This is a genomic window from Paenibacillus sp. FSL E2-0190 (genome assembly GCF_037992965.1).
GTDB lineage: Bacteria > Bacillota > Bacilli > Paenibacillales > Paenibacillaceae > Paenibacillus_AQ > Paenibacillus_AQ odorifer.
The window spans coordinates 6,378,995-6,394,246 of the sequence record NZ_CP150306.1; the positions used below are offsets into that span (position 1 = coordinate 6,378,995).

Here is a 15,252-nt window from a genome sequence, read left to right on the forward strand (position 1 = left end):
TGATTATTCTACTCCGACTTCTGAACCTTCTAAATTGAGGCTTAGTTTGTCACCTGACGTCTCGTCCTCATCGTCCAATTCTCTCATTTCAATTTCCTGCTCGTCACCGCTAAGAATCTTAACATCCATACCCAGGGACTGCAGTTCTTTGATCAATACCTTGAACGACTCAGGAACACCTGGTTCCGGTACATTTTCACCTTTGACAATGGATTCGTACGTCTTCACGCGACCAACCACGTCATCGGATTTCACGGTCAAAATTTCTTGCAATGTATATGCAGCACCGTAAGCTTCAAGCGCCCACACTTCCATCTCCCCGAAACGCTGTCCACCAAATTGAGCTTTACCACCCAATGGTTGTTGCGTAACTAGCGAGTAAGGTCCTGTTGAACGGGCGTGAATCTTATCATCAACCATGTGCGCCAGTTTGATCATGTGCATGACACCAACAGTAACTTCACGTTCGAAGCGTTCACCTGTACGGCCATCATACAGTACAGTTTTACCATTACGCTGCATACCTGCTTCTTCCATCGTATCAAACACGTCGTACTCACGCGCTCCGTCAAATACCGGCGTTGCAATGTGAATTCCCAGACGCAATGCGGCCATACCAATATGGACCTCAAGCACCTGTCCGATGTTCATACGAGAAGGAACGCCCAGAGGGTTAAGAACAACCTGTACTGGCGTACCGTCCGGAAGGAACGGCATATCTTCTTCTGGCAGGATACGGGCAACGACACCCTTGTTACCGTGACGTCCGGCCATCTTGTCTCCCTCAGAGATCTTACGTTTCTGAGCGATGTAGACACGAACCAATTGATTTACACCAGGAGGCAGCTCATCGCCGTTCTCACGTGTAAAGACTTTAACGTCCACGATAATACCATCACTACCATGAGGAACGCGTAAAGAGGTATCCCGTACTTCACGAGCTTTCTCACCAAAGATAGCGTGCAGGAGACGTTCTTCTGCTGTCAGTTCAGTTACACCCTTAGGAGTAACCTTACCCACCAGAATGTCACCAGCGCTGATTTCCGCACCGATGCGGATGATTCCGCGCTCATCAAGATTGCGCAAAGCTTCTTCGCCGACGTTCGGAATATCGCGCGTAATTTCTTCAGGTCCCAATTTAGTGTCGCGAGCTTCAGATTCGTATTCTTCGATATGAATCGAAGTATATACATCTTCCTTAACCAGCTTTTCACTTAACAGGATCGCATCCTCGTAGTTGTAACCTTCCCAAGTCATGAACGCAACGACTACGTTACGGCCAAGAGCAAGTTCGCCCATTTCTGTGGAAGGACCGTCTGCCAGGATATCACCCTTCTTAACAATGTCCCCTCTTTTAGCTAGAGGACGTTGGTTAATACAGGTACCTTGGTTAGAACGCATAAATTTGTGTAATTTATATTTAACGATATCGCCTTTAACTTCCTTGCCTTCGACAGTCTCAACGCGACGCAGCCAAATTTCATTAGCTGAAGAACGTTCGATAATACCGTCATACTTGGAAACGATACATACGCCAGAATCCTTAGCGGATTTATGTTCCATCCCTGTTCCGACCAGCGGAGCTTTTGGAATTAGAAGCGGAACAGCTTGACGTTGCATGTTAGATCCCATCAGTGCGCGGTTGGAGTCATCGTTCTCAAGGAACGGAATGAGCGCCGTAGCGACAGATACAACCTGTTTAGGCGAAACGTCCATGTAATCGACACGATTACTTGGCATCGTTGTAATGTTGTCTGAGTCTTTGTTGTAACGAACGATTACCATGTCTTCTTTAAAGGTGCCATCTTCTTCGATCAACACGTTAGCCTGAGCAACTACATAATTATCTTCCTCATCAGCAGTCAGATAGTCAATTTGCTCAGTCACCTTGCCAGTCTTCGGATCCACCCAACGATACGGAGCTTCAATAAAGCCGTATTCATTGATGCGGGCAAAGGTAGACAAGGAGTTGATCAACCCGATGTTTGGACCTTCCGGCGTTTCAATTGGACACATCCGACCGTAGTGACTGTGATGGACGTCACGAACTTCAAAGCCCGCGCGTTCACGTGTCAAACCACCAGGTCCGAGGGCGGACAGACGACGTTTATGCGTAAGTTCCGCAAGCGGGTTCGTCTGATCCATAAATTGAGATAGCTGGGAGCTACCGAAGAACTCTTTAATAGACGCGATGACCGGACGAATATTGATCAGAGCCTGAGGCGTAATCGCATTAGCATCCTGAATCGACATTCTTTCACGTACAACACGTTCCATCCGGGACAAACCGATACGGAACTGATTCTGCAAGAGTTCACCTACAGAACGCAGACGACGGTTACCCAAGTGGTCAATATCATCGGTATTGCCAATTCCGTGAAGCAAATTAATAAAGTAGCTGATTGAGGATATAATATCAGCTTGAGTAATATGCTTAACAGATTTGTCGATATTGCCGTTAGCGATCAGCTTAATAACCCGGCCTTCTTCAATTGGCGAGAATACGTCAATTGTTTGAAGAGGAATATCTTCGCTGTCCATAACTCCACCAGTAACACGGTAGTTTTTAAAGGCAACATTCTTTTCGAAATATGGAATCAATTCATCAAGCAGTCTACGATCGACCATTTGGCCGGATTCTGCCAGGATTTCTCCAGTAGAGTCGTCAACCAAAGGCTGAGCAAGACGTTGATTGAAAAGACGGTTCTTAATGTGTAGCTTTTTATTAATTTTGTAACGGCCTACATTAGCTAGGTCGTAGCGTTTTGGATCAAAGAAACGCGCAACCAGCAAACTTTTGGCATTGTCTAGTGTCGGCGGTTCGCCCGGACGCAAACGCTCATAAATTTCAATAAGCGCCTTCTCCGTGGAGTCCGTGTTGTCTTTATCCAGCGTATTGCGAATATATTCATCATTGCCAAGCAATTCCAGAATTTCGGCATCACTACCGAAACCGAGAGCACGCAAAAGTACGGTAACAGGAATTTTACGAGTCCGATCGATACGAACATACATAATGTCCTTAGCATCGGTTTCAAGTTCCAACCAGGCTCCGCGGTTCGGGATTACTGTGGCGGTGTAGGTTTTTTTGCCGTTCTTATCCACTTTTGTGCTGAAATAGACGCTTGGAGAGCGAACCAACTGGCTGACAATAACCCGTTCCGCACCATTAATAATAAAAGTGCCGGTCTCCGTCATCAGCGGGAAATCTCCCATGAACACTTCCTGCTCTTTAACCTCACCGGTCTCTTTATTAATGAGCCGCACCTTTACACGCAGAGGAGCCGCATACGTTACGTCCCGCTCTTTAGCGTCGTCAACCGTATATTTCGGTTCACCCAGGCTGTAATCAATGAACTCTAGTACCAAATTACCTGTGAAATCCTGGATCGGCGAGATGTCCTGAAACATTTCCCGCAATCCTTCCTCCAAAAACCAATCATACGATTTTTGTTGGATCTCGATCAGGTTCGGGACCTCGAGTACCTCGTTAATTCTCGCATAGCTCCGCCGAGTGCGTCGACCATACTGAACAAGATGTCCTGCCAACTTTACTCACCCCTCATGTCTACTCACTTAAAAATTGATTGCGAACCCTTGTTTGGAACCGTATAATGGAACCATGCTACAAGGATTCAGTCATAAATAAAAGAAAAGCCCTTATCGAAATCTTCGAAAAAAGAGCGCATTTATCCATGACCAAAATACTCCTTATCAAGTAGATTTGCCCAAAACGTACATATTATACGTCACCAAGCAATAGTTTATGCGCTATTATCTATTACCACGTAGCATTCGCTGCGTTAGAGCATAGACAACCAACTCGCAAAAACTTGCCGTGCGGCATGCGCTAGCCGGGCGACAATATATTGCTTGACATTTCAGCAAACTAAAGACATGGAGCCTATCTTAATACTGACATTTTATAATAATACCATTATCACTATCACATGTCAATAACCTATTGTATTTTATTTTTGTGCTTTAATAATACGATAGCCTTTGTCTTTCCCCACTTCTTCCACCATTGAGAACAAGCTTTCTAGTTTTGCCACTGCGGATGGAGCGCCCTGCTTCTTCTGAATTACAATCCACAGATAGCCACCCTCATTTAAATGTTCATACGCATCTTCAAAAATCTTATGCACTACAGCTTTTCCTGCACGAATCGGAGGATTAGTTAGAATCACATCGAACTTCTGCTGCTCATTCAATGCGCCGAGCACATCGCTTTCCATTATCGTAACATTCCGGATTCCATTGTGCTGAGCATTCTCACGCGCCAGTTCTACCGCACGACTGTTAATATCAATCATGGTTACATGTCCTTTGGGAGCTAGGTATGCTGCACTTAATCCAATCGGCCCATAACCACAACCTACATCAAGCACCGCTGAACCGTCCGGAATTATCATAGCTTCAATAAGAACTCGGCTACCGTAATCGATGTCCCCTTTAGAGAATACACCGGCATCGCTCGTAAAACGAAAGCTTTTGCCTCTTAGTACGGTATCAATGCTACGCCTGTCATGACGTACTTCCGGCTGCTGCGAATAATAATGTTGCGACATCTCTTTCCTCCCTTTCCTATTATGTTAGCAGTTGGTATATACGCCCTACTAACTCTATTTATAAAACAAACCCCTTGAACAAGTTCAAGGGGTTTTCAGTAATAGAAGGAATTACTTCACTTCTACAGCTGCGCCTGCTTCTTCCAATTTTGCTTTAGTAGCTTCGGCTTCGTCTTTGCTTACTTTTTCTTTGATTGCTTTTGGTGCGTTGTCTACAAGATCTTTAGCTTCTTTCAAGCCAAGACCAGTGATTTCGCGAACGATTTTGATAACGTTGATTTTGGAAGCGCCAGCGCCTGTCAAAATTACGTCAAATTCGGATTGCTCTTCAGCTACTGCTGCTACTGCACCGCCAGCTGCTACTGGAGCTGCTGCAGTTACGCCGAATTCTTCTTCAATTGCTTTAACCAGGTCGTTCAGTTCCAATACGCTCATGCCTTTAATTGCTTCCAAGATTGCTTCTTTACTCATGATTGAACCTCCATTTTATATTTAAATTTATTTGTGGTATTGATTATGCTGCAAGAGTCAAAGGCTTACGCGCTTTGTTCTTCTTTTTCAGCAACAGCTTTAACTGCAAGCGCGAAGTTGCGCATTGGAGCTTGAAGTACGCTAAGCAGCATGGACAGCAAACCATCGCGGGATGGAAGCTCAGCCAGTGCTTTCAGTTGTTCCGCGTCAATGACACGACCTTCAACTACGCCGCCTTTCAATTTCAAAGCGTCGTTTTTCTTGGCGAAATCGTTCAAAATTTTAGCTGGTGCTACTGCATCAGTTGTGCTGAATGCGATAGCTGTTGGACCAGTCAAAACTTCATCCAATTCACTCAACTCAGCCGCAGCAGTTGCGCGACGCAGCAATGTGTTCTTCAGGACTTGAAACTCAACGCCAGCTTCACGAAGTTGCTTACGCAGTTCAGTCACTTGGGAAACGTTCAATCCACGGTAGTCAGCTACAACAGTCGAAAGACTGTTTTGCAGTTTTGCAGTAACGACGTCAACCGCGTCTTGTTTTGCTTGAATTACTTTTGCATTTGCCAATGTATACACCTCCTGAAAATTTATGTGTCGGCGTTCTTTCCAAGGAAAGCTTCACCGCTCCTACGCAGGCAGTAGAAAAGCCTCCGCAGAATCACGAAGGCTTGATAAAACGAAAGTTATACGAGCGAGCTCGTTACTTCTTGTTTCTATCACAACACCTCGGTAGGAAATTAAGCACTAAGGCACCTACTGTCTACGGTAAGCATATTCAAGGTTAAGATTGATACCTTAAGTTTCACAACTGTTATAGATTATCAAAATTGACTCAAAGAGTCAACCCTTAATTATCTGAAGACGGTTGTGTTCACACGAGCGCTAGGTCCCATTGTGGAAGAAATCGAGATGCCTTTAAGGTATACACCTTTAGCAGCAGCTGGTTTCGCACGGTTCAAAGCGTCGATAAGAGCTTTAAGGTTATCGTTCAATTGTGCAGCATCAAAGGACACTTTGCCGATTGGCGCGTGAATTTGACCTGCTTTGTCGAGACGGTATTCGATTTTACCGGCTTTGATTTCTTGCACAGCCTTGGAAACATCGAATGTAACTGTGCCAGCTTTAGGGTTAGGCATAAGACCTTTACCACCAAGCAGACGACCCAGTTTACCGACTTCACTCATCATATCAGGTGTAGCTACGCAGACATCAAATTCAAACCAGCCTTGTTGAATTTTGTTGATCATGTCTTGATCACCAACAAAATCAGCGCCAGCAGCTTCAGCCTCTTTCGCTTTTTCACCTTTTGCAAATACAAGCACGCGTTGTGTTTTACCAGTGCCGTGAGGCAGGACAACAACACCACGAACTGCTTGGTCTTGTTTACGCGGGTCTACACCCAGACGAACTGCTGCTTCAACGGTTTCGTCGAACTTAGCAGTCGCTGCCTTTTTCACAAGCTCTACAGCTTCTGAAGGCTCGTAAGTTGCTTCGCTGTTGATCAGCTTAGCAGCTTCTTGGTATTTCTTACCATGTTTAGCCATGAAAATGTTCCTCCTTTGTGGTGTTAGCGGAAATTCCTCCCACATACTTGCGGGTCACGAATGACCGATTCTTCGAAAACTACTAGTCTTCGATTGTGATACCCATACTGCGGGCAGTACCTTCAACCATACGCATTGCAGCTTCAACAGTTGCAGCGTTAAGGTCAGGCATTTTTGTTTCAGCAATTTCACGTACCGCAGCGCGGCCGATTTTTGCTACTTTTTTCTTGTTTGGTTCGCCGGATCCTTTTTCTACTTTAGCAGCGATGCGAAGCAGAACAGCAGCCGGAGGAGTTTTAGTGATGAAAGTAAAGGAACGGTCTTCAAATACTGTAATTTCAACCGGAATGATCAAGCCAGCCTGGTCGGCAGTACGAGCATTAAATTCCTTACAGAATGCCATGATGTTGACACCTGCTTGACCTAACGCCGGACCTACTGGAGGCGCTGGATTCGCTTTCCCTGCAGGAATCTGCAGTTTCACCATTTTAATAACTTTTTTAGCCATGAGTGACACCTCCTTGCAAAAATAGTGGTCTTCGAACGCCAATAGCGCTCTCCCACAAGAAACCCTAGCTTATGTTATATTTTCTCCACTTGAGTGAAATCCAACTCTAGCGGGGTTTCCCGTCCAAACATGTTAACATGCACTTTGATCTTGCTCTTGTCAGCCAAAATTTCTTCCACGGAGCCCACAAAATTCGCAAACGGACCAACCATAATACGTACGGATTCCTTGATTTCGAAATCAATCTTCGCTTTAGGTTCAACCATGCCCATATGCTTCAGAATTTGTTCTACCTCTTCCGGAAGCAAAGCTGTTGGTTTAGACCCTGAGCCTGTCGAACCAACAAATCCAGTAACGCCCGGAGTATTGCGGACAACATACCAGGAATCATCAGTCTGAACCATTTCCACCAAAACATATCCGGGGTAAACTTTACGCATAACGGTTTTTTTCTTACCGTCTTTGTTTACGATTTCTTCTTCCATAGGAACAAGAACGCGGAATATTTTGTCTTCCATGCCCATGGACTCAACGCGCTTTTCCAAATTGGCTTTGACCTTATTCTCATACCCAGAATAGGTATGAACGACATACCATCTTTTTTCCATATCAAGCCACCTGGGACCTCTCTAAATAATCGCTTCAATCACAGCGGAAATACCGATGTCCAGAACCCAGAAGTAAATAGCGACAACTACAATCGTACCGAGAACGATCAATGTATAGTTGGTCAATTCTTTACGACTTGGCCAGCGAACCTTTTTGAGTTCACTCCAGCTCTCAGTGAAAAAGGAAAACATAGACTTGAAACTACGTTTCATGCCGACTACACCTCCACAGACTATCTGGTTTCGCGATGAGGAGTTTGCGAGTTACAATACTTGCAAAATTTCTTCATCTCCATGCGGTCGGGGTGATTTCGCTTGTTTTTGGTAGTCGCATAGTTTCTTTGTTTGCAACTTGTACAAGCCAAAGTGATAATTACCCGCATGATGTGCACCTCCCGAGACGTCCTTCTAATTCACATTAGAAGACGCAAATATTGATCCTAAAAAAAAGCCGCGAATTTAGGCCTACCTAAAACACTTTAGCATAATGTCAAGGTCTGTGTCAACGAAAGAATTCCGTTCTGCACTGGGTAATTCCGGGTTTAGTAGTCATATGGCCGTACCCTGTCTTTGGGTCTATCTCTTCCTCACACTTCGCTGTCTTCCTTACCATTATGGGGTATTCCGTCTGTGTATAAACCTACCTTCAACGGCAACGACTAAAATCGGCTCAAATAGTAATTTATGGTGCAAGCACCTAATTCTATCCGAGTGATTTCAAAAAGACTAAAAAAAAGAACTCGATGTCCGAGCCCTCTCTTGTTCATTATATCATCAATTGTCACGTACTTCTAGATATCTTTCTAATTTCCTTTTTACTCGTTGTAGAGCGTTATCAATAGACTTTACATGCCGCTTAAGATCTTCAGCAATCTCTTGATAGGATCTTCCGTCTAAATACAACATCAGAACCTTGCGCTCCAAGTCACTTAGAATCTCCGCCATCTTATCTTCAAGACCAATGAATTCTTCTTGATTAATAATTAGCTCTTCTGGATCTAGAACCTGTGTTCCACAAATGACATCCATAAGTGTTCTATCAGAATCTTCGTCATAAATGGGCTTGTCCAAGGAAACATAAGAGTTCAGCGGAATATGTTTCTGACGAGTGGCCGTCTTAATAGCCGTTATAATCTGTCGTGTAATGCAGAGCTCAGCAAAAGCCTTGAATGAAGAGAGCTTGTCACCTTTAAAGTCACGAATAGCCTTGTATAGACCAATCATTCCTTCTTGTACAATATCTTCACGGTCTGCCCCGATCAAGAAATAAGAGCGGGCTTTAGCACGTACAAAGTTACGGTATTTATTAATCAAGTGTTCTAATGCGCCACTGTCGCCACCACGGAAAGCCTCGACAATATCTTCATCACTTATGAAATCATACTCAGACAGCATTATTTCCTTGAGGTCGACACTCACCAAGAATCCCCCCGGCTGCAACGCAAGACACATCGTTACTTCGCGAAATATAGGATCAGTATATATTATGTTACCTTCCACCGTCAACCGAAGTTTGTCCAAAATCAATCTAGAATAGCATAAATTGGAATAAAATATTTCCTGATTCTTCCTCGATCTCACTGTCTGCGCCATTTTTCCAACTTACTGCGCACATCGGGAGGCAGTTTGTCTTCCAAAGAATGACGAGTAGAACTGACACCGCCAGGTTCAATAGCTTTTTTTACTTGTTTCTGATTCTCTTCAATTTCCAGATGCAATTCCCTTGCCGAAATTCGCAATGCACCTTGTGCAAAAATAATATGCTGCTCTATAAAATCACTCGTAGCCACATAGATCTGCCGGCGCCGATTGCTATATTCCCCAACCAGTCGCTCAATGCATTCATCTGCGGTTTCTTTTTCCTTGGTGAAGTATACCTGGACCTTACCCTGGACAAAAGACCTTCCCAACCCCGGAACACGGTATGCATCAAAAACAGCAATAACTCTTCGTCCAGAGAAAGCCTGGTAATCTGCCAGCAAATCCATCAAGCGGTCGCGTGCTTCCTGCATACCAATCTGGGACAGTGCCACAAGTTCCGGCCAGCCACCGATCATGTTATATCCATCCACAAGCAGCACATCGCGCCAGTCGGCCATAGCTATCCCTGCTGTTGCCGGCGGCGTATCACTTCATACATAATGACTCCTGCGGCGACAGAGGCATTTAATGAATTGATCTTTCCGGCCATCGGCAGCTTAAGAAGTACATCACATTTTTCACGAATCAGGCGTCCCATTCCTTTATTCTCATTGCCAATTACAACAGCTACCGGACCCGTGAAAATATCGGATTGGTATAGATTCTGATCGGTATCCACGTCTGTTCCTACTACCCAGACTCCCTGCTCTTTTAGACGGTCAATGGTCTGACCCAGGTTTGTAACCCGGGCAACCGGAACATACTCCACAGCACCCGCGGATGTTTTGGACACGGTCGCAGTTATCTGAGCCGAACGGCGTTTAGGTACGATTACCCCATGTACTCCAGTACAATCCGCCGTCCGCAGAATCGAGCCCAGGTTATGAGGATCTTCAATTTCATCAAGCAAAATAAGGAATGCCGGTTCTCCTTTGGCTTCTGCTATAGCTAACAGATCATCCACTTCAACATAGGCAAATGGTGCTGCTTGTGCAACCACCCCTTGATGCTGCACGCCTGGTGCCAATTGATCCAGCTTACGCTTGTCCACATGCTGAATGACAATTCCCGCTTTCCGGGCTTCGGCAACGATGGGTGCTGTCAGATGCTTCTGGGCTGTCTCTGCAATCCAAATTTTATTTAATGTACGACCAGCACGAAGCGCTTCAAGCACAGAATGCTTCCCTGCCAATATTTCCTCTTCAGTCTTCAATTCTTCTTCCATGTTCACTTCTCCTATTTTCTATTTCGCCAAAGCCTATCACGGCTGTTTCAACATAAACTGTATACCCTTGTGCACAATTTCTTCTATTCTCTCCTGTTGTCCTGTGTAGTACAAGTGACCAATCAAGCACTCAAAAGCTGTAGCATGACGGTATTCAAGCACATCCGCATTCTTAGGAACACTTCCCGATTTCGCATTTCTTCCCTGACGGGCGACATCCTTCTCTTCTTCCGTGAGACTAGGCTCCAAAAAGTTCAGAATTGCACACTGTGCTTTAGCGGATACCAGCCCTGTAGCAGAACGATGCAAATGGTTCGGACGCAAATTAGGAAGAGATACTAAATACTGGCGAACAGCCACCTCATAGATAGCATCTCCTACATAAGCTAGAACAATAGGCGAAAGTAGTCGCGCAGGTTTGGAAGGCTCATAAGGAAACCATCCGTTATTAAACTTGCGTTCCTCACTCATTTACGACGCCACCGCATTCCTTGTGGAGTATCCTCAAGCAATATGCCCAAGCGGCCTAATTCATCACGGATCTCGTCAGACCGGCTCCAATTCTTATTCTTACGAGCTTCAACCCGCTCGGCGATCAACCGTTCAACTTCTTCACTTGCAATTTCCTCTTCCAGTTCAGGCGTCAAACGCAGCACAGCATTCATTTCGCCAAAAGCTTGCAGTAATGCAGCAAAATCAGCAGGAGCAGCCTCGTTATTCGCAAGCGTATGGTTTGCCAGGCTCACCCAATCGAACATAGCCGTGATCGCATCAGGCGTATTAAAGTCATCCTGCATTCTAGCATGGAAATTGGCCACTATAGCCGACAGCTTATCATTAATCTCTGAGTTGACCTCACCTTGAGCACCATCAGCAGCGAGTTCAAGCCGATGTTTAACGTTACTCTCTGCAAGCGTGATCCGTTCAACGCTCTTTTCGGCGGAAGTCATAGATTCCTCTGAGAAATTCAGCGGGTTACGGTAATGGGTCGATAGCATGAAATAGCGGATAGCTCCTGCTTTAAAACGCTCACGGATGTCTTTTACAAGCCAGCCATTACCGAGCGATTTCGACATTTTCTCGTCTCCGATGTTGATGAATCCATTATGCATCCAGTAATTAGAGAGTGGTTTACCAGTCAGAGCTTCGGTCTGAGCGCATTCACATTCATGATGCGGGAACTGCAAATCTTGTCCACCACCATGGATATCAATCGTATCTCCCAAGAACTCTCGCGCCATAGCCGAGCATTCAATATGCCAGCCGGGACGTCCGTCTCCCCAAGGGCTACTCCAGTGCACTTCACCAGGTTTGGCTGCTTTCCAAAGCACAAAATCCTCCGGTTTTTCCTTACGTGAGTCTACCTCAACACGGATACCAAACTGCAGCTCATCCAGATTCTGACGAGATAATTTACCGTAGTCTTCAAATTTTGAAGTGCGGTAATATACATCGCCGCCGCTTTCGTATGCGTATCCTTTTTCCTCAAGCTCTTTAATAAATCCAATGATCAGCTCCATGCTTTCCGTTACACGGGGATTCAAGGTTGCCGGTTTAACACCAAGCCCTTCCAGATCCTCACGGTAAGCAGCAATGAAAGTTTCCGCTACCTCTGCTACAGTAGTGTTCATTTCTTCGGCTTTGCGAATCAGTTTATCATCAACATCCGTGAAATTCGTAACATAACGCACCTCATTACCTAACTGCTCCAAGTAATTCCGGACCATATCAAAAACAATTATAGGTCTAGCATTTCCGATATGCATATATCCATAAACGGTTGGACCACACACATACATCTTAACTTTGCCCGGCTCCTGGGGCACAAACTGCTCCTTGCTGCGTGTCATTGTGTTATATATTTGTAAAGCCATCCTTATTCCAGCCCTTTCTGTTCTTCCGGATTCCTTCATACCGGGATGCTTAAATTTCGTAGTCACCAATATACTGCTGAGCTTCTGCTATCCGCTGTGCGGTTTTTTGTTTATCTTCTGCGCCAAGCTTTTCCCTAATTTCTTCGATTTCTTTCTGCAAAAACCGCAATGAATCGACAAGCGGGTCAGGCATCTTCGTATGATCGAGCCGATCGGATACCCGTTCTCCATTACGTTTTACCACACGACCTGGATTCCCTACTACTGTACTGTTGTTAGGCACTTCACGCAACACAACTGCATTCGAACCTATATTTGAATTGTCACCAATACGAAAAGATCCTAAAACCTTCGCACCGGAACCAATAACTACATTGTTGCCGACCGTGGGATGTCGCTTACCTTTTTCTTTTCCTGTTCCTCCAAGCGTAACCCCTTGATAGATTATAACATCATCACCGATTTCGCAGGTTTCTCCAATAACAATCCCCATACCATGGTCGATAAACAGCCTATTTCCGATGACAGCTCCAGGATGGATCTCAACACCAGTCATAAATCTGCTAAACTGCGAAACCATACGAGCCATTGTATACCAGCGGCGTTTGAAAAAAGAGTGGGCGATCCGGTGACCCCAAATGGCGTGCAAGCCGGCATATGTGAAGACAACCTCGAACCAGCTGCGGGCAGCAGGATCGTTATCAAATACCGCCCGAATGTCCGACTTAATATGCTTAAACATCACGGTTCCTCTCTTCTTAACTTCCTTATCTCCTGTTTACAGGTACATAAGAAAGGTATTGTCTCCAGGCCCATCATCCTTATCATACATATGCGGTGAGTGTTCGCTTGGTTTGTTATCTCGTAGAAATATAAGACAAAGAGTATTGTATGAAAATTATTTTTGCTTATATTTAGACAAAAAACGCCCCTGCAGCATAATGCTGCAGAGACGTTTAACCGCGGTTCCACTCTGCTTGAACGAATCAAATGAGCCGCTATTGTAACAAACGGCAGAATTTCTTCGTTCCACTTGGCATCATTAACGGCGACGTTCCCGGCGCGATCTAATGAGCCTTAAAAAGGTCATTCAACCGTGCAGCTCACAGGCGCATGTTCTGCCCCGGACAAATGAATAACTCCCAGCCCGAAAGGGTGTCCCTTTCTCGGTTATTCTCTCTGGCAATTGTCTTCAATGGACGTACTTCTCCTGATCACAGCTATTATCATATAATTCTATCTTAGCGCAAAAGACAAGATACTGACAAGGGGGTTTAGTCGTATGAAATACGACCTTAAGCGCCCTTAATTTGTGATTTCAAACGTTCGATGACCCGGTTTTTGCCGAGCAAAGCAATGGTTATATTAAGATCACGTCCGTGCGTTTGTCCGGTCAGAGCCACACGAATTGGCATAAAGAGTGCTTTGCCCTTATGACCTGTTTCTTTCTGTACTTCCTTAATCAGAACAGCCATGTTGCTTGCACTGAAATCCTGACAGGCTTCAACCTTAGCCAGAAAAGCAGACAATACCTCAGGAACTTGGCTTTCAGCCAGAACCTGCGCTGCTTCCGTCTCTAACTCTAGGTGACTGCGGAAGAACAGTTCCGATAGCGCCACGATGTCAGAAGCTGCAGTCATCTGCTCTTGATACAACGCGACAAGGCTTTCCGCCCATGCTTGTTGCTCTTCGTTCAGCTCAGCAGGTATTTTACCCGCTTTTTGCAGATGTGGAATAGCTAGCGCAGAGATCCGTTTAGGATCAGCATGCTTAATATAATGATTATTCAGATGCGCCAGCTTGTTTTTATCGAATACAGCCGGGCTTTTGGACAAACGGTCCGCATCAAAAATAGAAATAAGTTCTTCTTTACTGAAGATCTCTTCTTCTCCCTCTGGAGACCAGCCAAGCAGAGAAATGAAGTTAACCAGAGCCTCAGGTAAGTAACCCAATTCATCATATTGCTCGATAAACTGAATAACGGATTCATCCCGTTTGCTGAGCTTCTTGTGGTTGTCGCCAACAATAAGCGTCATGTGACCAAATAAAGGTGGCTCCCAGCCAAGCGCTTCATAGATCATAAGCTGGCGGGGTGTGTTGGAAATATGGTCTTCTCCACGCAATACGTGAGTAATAGCCATCAGATGATCGTCAACAGCTACCGCGAAGTTATAGGTCGGAATTCCGTCCTTCTTCACAATAACAAAGTCACCCATTTCTTTTGTGTCAAAAGAAATACTGCCTTTTACGAGATCATCAAACGCATACGTACGATCTTCTGGCACACGGAAGCGAATGCTAGCCACTCGTCCCTCAGCTTCAAAAGCTAAACGTTGCTCTTCAGTCAGATCACGGTGTTTGCCAGAATAACGAGGCGTTTCTCCGCGGGCAGTCTGTTCTTCACGTTCCGCTTCCAGCTCTTCCTCTGTGCAATAGCAGCGGTAAGCCAAACCTCTGTCCAGCAAATCCTGCCAATGTACACGATATAAGTCAAGACGTTCTGTCTGACGGTAGGGTCCGTACTCTCCGCCAACATCAACGCTCTCATCCCAATCCATACCCAGCCATTTCAAATACTTAAGCTGGCTCTCTTCACCACCAGCGACATTGCGCTTTACGTCTGTATCTTCAATTCTGATAATGAATTTACCGCCTTTATTACGGGCGAACAGATAGTTAAACAGCGCCGTTCTGGCGTTACCTATATGTAAATGTCCCGTAGGGCTCGGTGCGTAACGCACCCGGACTTCATCCGTCATTGTATTCCCTCCGCTTCATATGGTTGAACTTAATTTACTACTTAGACCA

The 15,252-nt window shown here is 45.2% G+C and carries 16 protein-coding genes and 1 other annotated feature; all 16 genes read right to left on the reverse strand.

What is annotated here, in order from left to right; translation table 11 throughout:
- Positions 1 to 3: 3 nt before the first annotated feature.
- Positions 4 to 3,549 carry a DNA-directed RNA polymerase subunit beta gene (gene rpoB, locus NST25_RS28160; protein ID WP_038573461.1) on the reverse strand — a complete coding sequence of 1,182 codons (3,546 nt, stop codon included), beginning with the start codon at positions 3,547 to 3,549 and terminating at the stop codon, positions 4 to 6.
- Positions 3,550 to 3,971: 422 nt separating this feature from the next.
- A complete protein-coding gene (locus tag NST25_RS28165; RefSeq protein ID WP_076186625.1) occupies positions 3,972 to 4,571 on the reverse strand; it encodes a class I SAM-dependent methyltransferase in 600 nt (199 codons plus the stop codon).
- Positions 4,572 to 4,682: 111 nt separating this feature from the next.
- Positions 4,683 to 5,042, reverse strand: coding sequence for a 50S ribosomal protein L7/L12 (gene rplL, locus NST25_RS28170; RefSeq protein ID WP_036680508.1), 360 nt, complete (start codon positions 5,040 to 5,042; stop codon positions 4,683 to 4,685).
- Between the two features lie 65 nt (positions 5,043 to 5,107).
- Positions 5,108 to 5,611, reverse strand: a complete 504-nt coding sequence (gene rplJ, locus NST25_RS28175) for a 50S ribosomal protein L10 (protein WP_076099619.1) — start codon at positions 5,609 to 5,611, stop codon at positions 5,108 to 5,110.
- Positions 5,612 to 5,675: 64 nt separating this feature from the next.
- Positions 5,676 to 5,828 (reverse strand) — a sequence feature (ribosomal protein L10 leader region).
- A gap of 67 nt (positions 5,829 to 5,895) precedes the next feature.
- On the reverse strand, positions 5,896 to 6,588 hold the full coding sequence (gene rplA, locus NST25_RS28180) for a 50S ribosomal protein L1 (protein ID WP_036680504.1): 693 nt from the start codon (positions 6,586 to 6,588) through the stop codon (positions 5,896 to 5,898).
- Positions 6,589 to 6,670: 82 nt separating this feature from the next.
- Positions 6,671 to 7,096, reverse strand: a complete 426-nt coding sequence (gene rplK, locus NST25_RS28185) for a 50S ribosomal protein L11 (protein WP_036680502.1) — start codon at positions 7,094 to 7,096, stop codon at positions 6,671 to 6,673.
- A gap of 74 nt (positions 7,097 to 7,170) precedes the next feature.
- On the reverse strand, positions 7,171 to 7,704 hold the full coding sequence (gene nusG, locus NST25_RS28190) for a transcription termination/antitermination protein NusG (RefSeq protein ID WP_036680499.1): 534 nt from the start codon (positions 7,702 to 7,704) through the stop codon (positions 7,171 to 7,173).
- 21 nt (positions 7,705 to 7,725) lie between these two features.
- Positions 7,726 to 7,917, reverse strand: coding sequence for a preprotein translocase subunit SecE (secE, locus tag NST25_RS28195; RefSeq protein ID WP_036680497.1), 192 nt, complete (start codon positions 7,915 to 7,917; stop codon positions 7,726 to 7,728).
- Between the two features lie 20 nt (positions 7,918 to 7,937).
- On the reverse strand, positions 7,938 to 8,087 hold the full coding sequence (rpmG, locus tag NST25_RS28200) for a 50S ribosomal protein L33 (protein WP_076099620.1): 150 nt from the start codon (positions 8,085 to 8,087) through the stop codon (positions 7,938 to 7,940).
- Positions 8,088 to 8,478: 391 nt separating this feature from the next.
- A complete protein-coding gene (gene sigH, locus NST25_RS28205; RefSeq protein ID WP_036680496.1) occupies positions 8,479 to 9,123 on the reverse strand; it encodes an RNA polymerase sporulation sigma factor SigH in 645 nt (214 codons plus the stop codon).
- A gap of 158 nt (positions 9,124 to 9,281) precedes the next feature.
- Positions 9,282 to 9,803 carry an NYN domain-containing protein gene (locus tag NST25_RS28210; protein ID WP_036680494.1) on the reverse strand — a complete coding sequence of 174 codons (522 nt, stop codon included), beginning with the start codon at positions 9,801 to 9,803 and terminating at the stop codon, positions 9,282 to 9,284.
- 2 nt (positions 9,804 to 9,805) lie between these two features.
- Positions 9,806 to 10,570 carry a 23S rRNA (guanosine(2251)-2'-O)-methyltransferase RlmB gene (rlmB, locus tag NST25_RS28215; RefSeq protein WP_076105935.1) on the reverse strand — a complete coding sequence of 255 codons (765 nt, stop codon included), beginning with the start codon at positions 10,568 to 10,570 and terminating at the stop codon, positions 9,806 to 9,808.
- A gap of 36 nt (positions 10,571 to 10,606) precedes the next feature.
- A complete protein-coding gene (locus NST25_RS28220) occupies positions 10,607 to 11,041 on the reverse strand; it encodes a ribonuclease III domain-containing protein (protein ID WP_076186628.1) in 435 nt (144 codons plus the stop codon).
- Positions 11,038 to 12,444 carry a cysteine--tRNA ligase gene (gene cysS / locus NST25_RS28225; RefSeq protein WP_076099625.1) on the reverse strand — a complete coding sequence of 469 codons (1,407 nt, stop codon included), beginning with the start codon at positions 12,442 to 12,444 and terminating at the stop codon, positions 11,038 to 11,040. The genes NST25_RS28220 and cysS overlap by 4 nt, the downstream gene beginning before the upstream one ends.
- A 49-nt stretch (positions 12,445 to 12,493) precedes the next feature.
- Positions 12,494 to 13,186: a serine O-acetyltransferase gene (gene cysE / locus NST25_RS28230; protein WP_036680489.1), complete on the reverse strand. Its 693-nt coding sequence runs from the start codon at positions 13,184 to 13,186 to the stop codon at positions 12,494 to 12,496.
- A gap of 553 nt (positions 13,187 to 13,739) precedes the next feature.
- Positions 13,740 to 15,203 (reverse strand): glutamate--tRNA ligase, encoded by a 1,464-nt coding sequence (gene gltX, locus NST25_RS28235; RefSeq protein WP_036680487.1) that lies wholly within the window; start codon positions 15,201 to 15,203, stop codon positions 13,740 to 13,742.
- Positions 15,204 to 15,252: the final 49 nt, after the last annotated feature.

Coding starts and splice junctions, on each gene's coding strand:
- rplL (WP_036680508.1), bottom strand. CDS start 5,042: ATGAGTAAAGAAGCAATCTTGGAAGCAATTAAAGGCATGAGCGTATTG.
- rpmG (WP_076099620.1), bottom strand. CDS start 8,087: ATGCGGGTAATTATCACTTTGGCTTGTACAAGTTGCAAACAAAGAAAC.
- secE (WP_036680497.1), bottom strand. CDS start 7,917: ATGAAACGTAGTTTCAAGTCTATGTTTTCCTTTTTCACTGAGAGCTGG.
- NST25_RS28165 (WP_076186625.1), bottom strand. CDS start 4,571: ATGTCGCAACATTATTATTCGCAGCAGCCGGAAGTACGTCATGACAGG.
- cysS (WP_076099625.1), bottom strand. CDS start 12,444: ATGGCTTTACAAATATATAACACAATGACACGCAGCAAGGAGCAGTTT.
- nusG (WP_036680499.1), bottom strand. CDS start 7,704: ATGGAAAAAAGATGGTATGTCGTTCATACCTATTCTGGGTATGAGAAT.
- NST25_RS28220 (WP_076186628.1), bottom strand. CDS start 11,041: ATGAGTGAGGAACGCAAGTTTAATAACGGATGGTTTCCTTATGAGCCT.
- rlmB (WP_076105935.1), bottom strand. CDS start 10,570: ATGGAAGAAGAATTGAAGACTGAAGAGGAAATATTGGCAGGGAAGCAT.
- cysE (WP_036680489.1), bottom strand. CDS start 13,186: ATGTTTAAGCATATTAAGTCGGACATTCGGGCGGTATTTGATAACGAT.
- rplA (WP_036680504.1), bottom strand. CDS start 6,588: ATGGCTAAACATGGTAAGAAATACCAAGAAGCTGCTAAGCTGATCAAC.
- gltX (WP_036680487.1), bottom strand. CDS start 15,203: ATGACGGATGAAGTCCGGGTGCGTTACGCACCGAGCCCTACGGGACAT.
- NST25_RS28210 (WP_036680494.1), bottom strand. CDS start 9,803: ATGGCCGACTGGCGCGATGTGCTGCTTGTGGATGGATATAACATGATC.
- rplK (WP_036680502.1), bottom strand. CDS start 7,096: ATGGCTAAAAAAGTTATTAAAATGGTGAAACTGCAGATTCCTGCAGGG.